General features: G+C 65.9%; 7 protein-coding genes and 1 pseudogene. 4 read left to right on the forward strand and 4 right to left on the reverse strand.

Going from position 1 to position 7,583, the window contains the following annotated elements; all coding sequences use genetic code 11:
- From JMF82_RS21210 to greB, 3 genes and pseudogenes are all read left to right on the forward strand, one after another.
- Window positions 1–1,457: pseudogene (locus JMF82_RS21210) on the forward strand (helicase HerA-like domain-containing protein); the annotation flags it as partial.
- 54 nt (window positions 1,458–1,511) lie between these two features.
- A complete protein-coding gene (locus JMF82_RS21215) occupies window positions 1,512–2,774 on the forward strand; it encodes a hypothetical protein (protein WP_201316513.1) in 1,263 nt (420 codons plus the stop codon).
- A 108-nt stretch (window positions 2,775–2,882) separates the two neighbouring features.
- Entirely contained in the window at window positions 2,883–3,380 is a 498-nt protein-coding gene (gene greB, locus JMF82_RS21220) for a transcription elongation factor GreB (protein WP_201316514.1), read from the forward strand.
- Between the two features lie 15 nt (window positions 3,381–3,395).
- Here greB and JMF82_RS21225 read toward each other — a convergent pair whose 3' ends face one another.
- The 4 genes from JMF82_RS21225 to rimO all read right to left on the reverse strand — a co-directional run bounded on the left by JMF82_RS21225 (window position 3,396) and on the right by rimO (window position 7,236).
- The gene (locus tag JMF82_RS21225; protein ID WP_201316515.1) at window positions 3,396–3,887 is read right to left on the reverse strand and encodes a hypothetical protein; all 492 of its coding nucleotides are present in this window, start codon (window positions 3,885–3,887) and stop codon (window positions 3,396–3,398) included.
- Window positions 3,888–3,959: 72 nt separating this feature from the next.
- On the reverse strand, window positions 3,960–5,006 hold the full coding sequence (gene phnD / locus JMF82_RS21230) for a phosphate/phosphite/phosphonate ABC transporter substrate-binding protein (RefSeq protein ID WP_201316516.1): 1,047 nt from the start codon (window positions 5,004–5,006) through the stop codon (window positions 3,960–3,962).
- Between the two features lie 88 nt (window positions 5,007–5,094).
- On the reverse strand, window positions 5,095–5,898 hold the full coding sequence (locus JMF82_RS21235; protein ID WP_201316517.1) for a DUF3025 domain-containing protein: 804 nt from the start codon (window positions 5,896–5,898) through the stop codon (window positions 5,095–5,097).
- An 18-nt stretch (window positions 5,899–5,916) separates the two neighbouring features.
- Entirely contained in the window at window positions 5,917–7,236 is a 1,320-nt protein-coding gene (rimO, locus tag JMF82_RS21240) for a 30S ribosomal protein S12 methylthiotransferase RimO (protein WP_201316518.1), read from the reverse strand.
- 104 nt (window positions 7,237–7,340) lie between these two features.
- On the opposite strand from rimO, the gene JMF82_RS21245 reads away from it, so the two are divergent.
- Window positions 7,341–7,583 (forward strand): dienelactone hydrolase family protein (locus JMF82_RS21245; protein WP_201316519.1); only part of this gene is annotated, 243 nt, incomplete at its 3' end.

A 7,583-nucleotide genomic window follows, 5' to 3' on the forward strand; every position in this document is an offset into this window, starting at 1 on the left:
CCGCACTACGGCAATCGTCACGGCATGATCGCGGGCGCCACCGGCACCGGCAAATCGGTCTCACTGATGGTGCTGGCCGAAGGTTTTCGAAGCTCGGCGTGCCCTGCTTCCTGGCCGACGCCAAGGGTGACCTCGCCGGCCTTTCGGTGCCTGCCGGCGAACCGGGCGACAAGTTGAAGACGCGACTGGCCAAGCTGCAGCTCAACGACTGGAAGCCCCAGGCGAACCCGGTGATGTTCTGGGACATCTACGGCAAGCTCGGCCACCCTGTCCGCGCCACCATCAGCGAAATGGGGCCGACGCTGCTGGGGCGCATCCTGGAGCTCAACGACACGCAGGAAGGCGTGCTCGAAGTGATCTTCAAGGTCGCCGATGACCAGGGCTGGCTGCTGCTCGATCTCGCCGATCTGCGCGCCCTGCTCGGCTTCGCCAGCGAGAACGCGAAGGACATCTCCAGCCATTACGGCCTGGTCAGCACGCAGAGCATTGCCGCGATCCAGCGGGCGGTACTCAAGCTGGAACAGGACGGCGCCGACCAGTTCTTCGGCGAACCGGCACTGGAGCTTGCCGACCTGATGCGCCAGGACATGAGCGGACGGGGCGTGATCAACATCCTCGCGGCCGACCAGCTGATCCTCAAGCCGCGCCTGTACTCCACCTTCCTGCTGTGGCTGCTGTCGGAACTGTTCGAACTGTTGCCTGAAGTGGGTGACCTCGACCAACCCAAGCTGGTGTTCTTCTTCGACGAGGCGCACCTGTTGTTCGACGATGCGCCGCCGGCGCTGCTCCAGCGCGTGGAACAGGTGGTGCGCCTGATCCGCTCCAAGGGCGTGGGCGTGTATTTCTGCTCGCAGAACCCCGATGACGTGCCGGGCAATATCCTCGGCCAGCTCGGCAATCGCGTGCAGCATGCGCTGCGCGCCTTCACGCCGCGTGACCAGAAAGCGGTGAAGGCGGCTGCGGAGACCTTCGTTGCCAATCCGAAGATCGACGTCGCGGAGGCCATCACGCAATTGGCCGTCGGCGAGGCACTGGCTTCCACGTTGCACGACGGCGGCGTGCCCTCTCCCGTCGAGCGCGTGCTGGTGACCTCGCCCACCGCGCGCATCGGCGCGATCACGGATGCCGAGCGCAGCACCGTGCGCCAGCGTTCTCCGGTGGGGGCCAAGTACGACACGGCGGTCAACCGCGAATCCGCCGCCGAGATGCTCGCCAAGCGGGCCAGCGACAAGGCCGCCGATCCGGAGATGATCGCCAGGCGCGGCACGGCCGACGCACCCGCCGGCAAGCAAGGGCCCGACTGGACCGATGCCGTGAAGGATGCGCTGCTTGGCACCAGCCGCCGCCAGGGCATGATCGAGGCGATGGCAAAATCCGCCAGCCGCGCCGTCGGTTCGAAGCTCGGGCAGCAGATCGTGCGTGGCGTCCTGGGCGGCATCTTTGGCGGCAAGCGTTGAAGCGTTGCGACGCTTCGCGCTGATCCGACGATACGCGGACACTGGGGGTCCCTGATGCCTCGCATCGCCACCGTTTCGGCCGACACGCCTTTCCGTGAGCGCTTTGCCGCGGGGTTGGGCTATCCGCTGCGCGGCGGTGGCCTTGCCACCTGTGTCGTACTTGCCTTCGCGCATTACCTGGCGATCCTCCCGAGCTATATCGGCGTCTTCGCGGCGTTCGCGCTGTGGGGCGCCACTTGGCGCTATGCCGCCACCTGCCTGCTGCATACGGCCAACGGATTTGCCGACCCGCCGGACATCGGCGTCGACGAGAACCCCTCCGCGGGCAATGGCCTGACCGCCATCCACCTGCTTGCCGTCGCGCTGTGCTTCGTGAGCAGCGTGTTCTATCCGGCGGCCCTGTGGCCTCTCGTGCTGCTGTTCGCGCTCACCCTGCCCGCCATCGACATGTCGCTCGCCTTCGACGGCAGCATGGAACTGGCCATGAGTCCGGTGAACTGGTGGGAGGTCATGCGCCGTTTCGGCTGGGCCTACCTGATCCCCGTGGGGCTGAACCTCGCCACCGGCGTGTTGATCGTGCTCGCCTCGGTCGCGGCCGCGTTCCTGCCCAAGCTGGTTTCGCTGCCGCTGTTCGCCTTCGCCTATACCTACCTGATCATCCTCAACCTGCACCTGATGGGCGCGATGATCCACCAGCGCCACGAAAGCTTCGACATCGAGCCCGAAGCCGAAAAGCTGGTACGCGAGGCGGGCCATGACGAAGACACCCATCTGCTGGAACAGGTGAAAGCGGTCGCCAGCGGTGATCGCCGCGCCGCCATTGGCATGCTGGTGATGCGCATGCAGGGCCGCAGCGCGCCCGCGCCACTGCATCAGGCCTATCGCGATCTGCTCAGGCAGGAGGGCCTGCGCGAGGGCCTGCTGGAACACGGGCATATCTGGATGGCCGTGCTGCTGGCGAACAACGAGCCTCGGCGCGCGCTCGGGCTGGCGCAGGAATGCATGGAGATCGATCCGGCCTTCATGCCGGACGCGCCCGAGCACGCCGACGCGCTCGCCGAACTCGCCGCGCGCTCAGGCATGACGCGGCTGGCGCTGAAGCTTTGCCGTGGCTACCTGTCTCGCTGGCCGCGTTCGCCGGATGCGCCACGCATGGGCCTGCTCGCCGCGTGTCTGCTGGGTGACGACCTGAACCAGCGGGCGGAAGCCGTCGTGCTGCTGGGCAAGCTTGCCGCCGCGTGGCCAGAGCATCCATTGCGCAAGGACATCGACACCCTCGCGCGGCGCTTGCAGGAACAACAGGCCAGGCCGGCCTGAGGTCATCACCGCAGCCGAAGCCCGGCGCCTGCATGCCTGGCGCCGGGTACGCCTCACCGCCGGCAGCCGATAGAATCGAAGCCGAACACGCACGACGGATGCACCGCGATGACCCGCTGGCGACCACCCGCCCCCCATTCCACCGCCATCATCACCCGCGAGGGTTTCGAGAAGCTCAAGGCCGAGCTCGATCACCTGTGGCACACGCTGCGCCCGGAGGTGGTGAAGGCATTGGCCGCCGCCGCGGCCGAGGGCGACCGCTCGGAAAACGCGGAGTACACGTACCGCAAGAAGCAATTGGGCGAGATCGACCGGCGCGTCCGCTACCTGAGCAAGCGCATCCCTTCGTTGAAGGTCGCCGAAGGCTCGCCCGCGGATCGCGACGTGGTGTTCTTCGGCGCCACCATCGAGCTGGAGAACGTCGAGTCCGGGGAGAGCGTGGTCTATCGCATCGTCGGCCCCGACGAGACGGATGCCCGCCTGGGCTGGATCAGTGTCGACTCCCCGCTCGCACGCGCCGTGCTGAAGAAACGCCTCGACGACGAATTCGAGGCGGAGCTTCCCGGCGGCCACACGCGTTTTGCGATCGTGGCCGTCAGCTATTGAACGGGCGATGGGTGCTTACTGGCCCTGCAGCAGCGCAGCGATCTGCGCGCGATGCGCATCGACGAAGCGCAGGTTGTCCGGATTCACCCAGACCTGATTGAGGTTGTTGGCCAATGCGGGATCGTTGCGTGCCTGCGTAGCCATCACGGCATTCATCAACGCGATATTGGCAACCATGAACTCGCGTGGCGTGAAGCCGTATTTCTTCACCAGTGCGGGGATGCGCTGATCGCTGGCCATCGCCTGCGCGGCCAGGTCGTCCAGGCTGTGCACCTTGGTGGCGTCGGGTGCGGCCTGCGGTGGGATGCCGGCGGTTCGTGCCTCGCGGGTCGCCGCCGCCAGGCGATTGAACACATCGTCATTGAGCGTGTAGTTCTTGATCTGCTGCTTGTCGGCCTCCGGCAGGCCTGAAGGCGCGAGCTGCGCATGCGCCAGCGGCGCGATGGCAAACAGCAGGGTCAGCACGCCCAGGCGGCACAGGCGCTGGACACGGTCGAAGGCGGGCATGGAGGTCTCCGTCGAAGCCACCGGCGGCGCCGGCGAAACCACTACCCTAGCACCCACCGCTTGAACGATGGCTCAGTGGTGCATCAACTGGCGCACCGCCGCCTGGTAATCCACATCGATCTGCTTCAGCCGCGTGTCACGGGCCTGCTCGCTGACCCAGCGGCCATGGCGCGCCTGCTCGCGTATCAGCTGGAACTCCATGTCGACGAACGGCCGGAGCACGCTTTCGTCGGCGGTATCGAAACCGGCAAGGTCCGGAATGCGCGCAAGATTGGCACGCTCGCGCTCCCCTGCCGCACCCGGCGCATGACCGTAGTCGCGCATGAAGGCAATCAACTGCGAATGCAGCGGCTCGCGCATCCCGTCGCGCACCACCAGCACCCCGGAAGGGATCAGGCTCGATCGCCAGATCACGCGGATCTGCGATGCCTCGTTGGGAAAGTTCCGCCGGAACAGGTCGAGGTCCGGGTTGTTGCAGGTGGCGACATCGACTTCGCCATTCACCACCGCCAACGCGTTGTTCTGGTGATTGGACACGCGCACGCTGGCGAAGAACGTGTCGGAGTTGAGCCCATGCGAGGCGAACACCTGCGCCTCCGGCGCGACATAGCCGGTCACCGACAACGGCTCTCCCCTGCCATAACGCCAATGCCCCGGCTTGGAGAACAGATCCTTCAGGTCGTGGATGGGGCTGTCGGCGCGTACGATCAGCATGGCGACGTTGCCCTTGGCGCCATCGCTGCGCACGAACTGCGCGACCACCCGCATGTGCTGGCGCTGCACGGCCTCGGTGGCGAGCCGGCCCGACAGGAACGCGATGTCCACGCGCTTGTCGGCAATGGCGCCCGACAAACCGGCGTAGCTGCTGACGGATACGATGTCGACGGGATGCCCCAGCTTTTTTTCCAGGTCCTGCAACAGGGGCTGCCATTGCTCACGCGATTCGGCGGCGCTGCCGATGGGAAGTATGCCGAAGTGAATCGCAGTGGCCGGACCCTTCGTTCGCGCGTCGTCGCCGGCACGGGAAGGAAACGCGCACGACAGTAGGCAAAGCAGCAACCCGGCAGCAAACAGCCACCGCAACCTCTCCCCAAAGCGCGTCTGACCAGCCTTTTCCATGCCCGTTCCCTAGCGCCCTGCTGCCTAGCCTTTTAGCGCGATTGCCGGACCACCGCAATTTCAAAATTGACAGGGGCGCTCGCGCGGATCAGATCGACAGAGGGGCCGGGTAGCGGCGTCCTTCGCGGCGCGGCTGGTAGCAAGCCGCTTGTCGATGGAAAGACTCTTGGCCATTTTCCGGATGCCAGCCGGGAATGCCCGACAGCGGCAGCGGGCGAAGATCCAGCGGGTCGCGTAATAACCGGCCACTCCTAACGCCCTCGGCACAGGCGGTGACAGCGCTGTCCCGCAAACCACGCGCAAGGAAGACCAGCGCCTTGCCCACCAGCAGCTTGCCGGGCGTCAAGGCGTGCTCCATCAAGGCGTGGCCAAAAAGATCGATCGAGATGCGGCCGTCATGCCATGCATCGCGCTCGCGCCAGAACAGGGCGTGCCAGTCGTGTGCGTCCCACGCTTCCAGCAGGCGATGATCGCGCAAGGCCACGATGACGCCGGCCTCGTCGAAATGCGTCATCGCATATTGCGCTCGCGAACGGTCCTTGGTGCCCATGCGAGCGATGTCGATCACCTGCTGCAGGTTGAGCGCACGCTTGATGTCCGGATAGCGCAGCCAGACCATCGCATTGAACAGGTCATGCCAGTTGGACTCGCGCGTGGCGATGTCGCCGCGCTCGGCGATGCGCTGCTCGTAGTGCAGGCCGTCATCAAGCAAGGCCGGCGTCTGCGCGACGAAACGCTCGCGCATCGTCGCGGGGCGCGCGGCATTCAGCGCATCGATGCCCGGCCATGCATCCGCGCGCACCCAGGGCGCATGGGCCGGCCATGCGCTCAATGGTGGCCGAAGGAATACCTCGGGATCGATCGTGCCGCGGGCGGGCGCCACATAACGCATGACGTCGCGCCGTCGCGATCAGTCCGCCAGGCGTGCGTGCAGGTCGTGCTCGTCGGCGTCTTCCACCACCACGTCGACGAACTGGCCCGGCTTCAGCAGCTGGCCATTGGCGATGTGCACCACGCCGTCGATTTCCGGAGCATCCGCGGCGGAACGCGCGACGGCACCCTTGGCGCCCGCCTCGTCGACCAGCACCTTCAAGGTGCGGCCGATCTTGCGCTGCAGCTTGGCGGCGGAGATTTCCGCCTGCACCGCCATGAACTGCTCAAGGCGGTCTTCCTTCAATTCCTCGGACACGGCGCCCGGGAGCTCGTTGGCCTTGGCGCCATCCACGGGCGAATAGGCGAACGCGCCGACGCGATCGAGCTCGGCTTCGCGCAGGAAATCGAGCAGTTCTTCGAACTCCGCATCGGTTTCGCCGGGGAAACCGACGATGAAGGTGCTGCGGATGGTGAGGTCGGGCACGACCTTGCGCCAGTTGCGGATGCGCTCCAGCGTCTTGTCGATGTTGCCCGGGCGCTTCATCAGCTTGAGGATGCGCGGGCTGGCGTGCTGGAACGGGATGTCGAGGTAGGGAAGGATCTTGCCCTCGGCCATCAACGGCATCACTTCGTCCACGTGCGGGTACGGATAGACGTAGTGCAACCGCGTCCACACGCCGAGTTCGGAAAGGCCTTCGCACAGCTCGGTCATGCGCGTGCGGTAGCTCTTGTCGCGCCACTGGCGCTCGGCGTACTTCACGTCCACGCCGTAGGCGCTGGTGTCCTGCGAGATCACCAGCAGCTCCTTCACGCCACCCTTCGCCAGGCGCTCCGCTTCCAGCAGTACTTCATCCACCGGGCGCGACACGAGGTCGCCGCGCATCGAGGGGATGATGCAGAAGCTGCAGCGGTGGTTGCAGCCTTCGGAAATCTTCAGGTAGGCGTAGTGCTTCGGCGTGAGCTTGATGCCGGTGTCCGGGATGATGTCCAGCAACGGGTTGCGCCTGGGCGGCAGCGCCGAATGCACGGCGGTCATCACGCTGGCGTAGTCCTGCGGGCCGGTGATCGCGAGCACATCGGGGTACGCCTCGCGGATGAGTTCCGAGCGCTTGCCCAGGCAGCCGGTGACGATCACCTTGCCGTTCTCGTGCAGCGCTTCGCCGATCGCGTCCAGCGACTCCTGCACGGCCGCATCGATGAAGCCGCAGGTGTTGACCACCACCGCATCGGCCGCGCCGTAGCTGGGCACGATCTCGTAGCCCTCGACCTTGAGCTGGGTGAGGATGCGTTCGGAATCCACCAGCGCCTTGGGGCAACCGAGGCTGACGAAACCGACTTTGGGCGAGGCCTGCGACATGGCGGAGCAACCGTAACTATGCGGAAAACAGGTGATTATAGCCCAGGTCGGCGCTGATCCCTGAACGACTACAATGATCGTCTTGCCATCGAGGGAACGCCGCCATGGGCCAGAACATCAACCTCAACACCACCCGCATGCAGTGCATCGGCGCCTACCTCGCCAAACCCGCCGGCAAGCCCAAGGGGGGCATCGTGGTGATCCAGGAGATCTTCGGCGTCAACGAACACATCCGCCACGTGGCCGACGGGTTCGCCCAGGCCGGCTACACGGCCATCGCGCCCTGCTTCTTCGACCACCTGGAGACCGGCGTGGAGCTGGGCTACAACGAGGAAGGCTACGCACGC

The sequence above is a fragment of the Dyella sp. EPa41 genome (genome assembly GCF_016586165.1).
In the GTDB taxonomy this organism is placed as follows: domain Bacteria; phylum Pseudomonadota; class Gammaproteobacteria; order Xanthomonadales; family Rhodanobacteraceae; genus Dyella.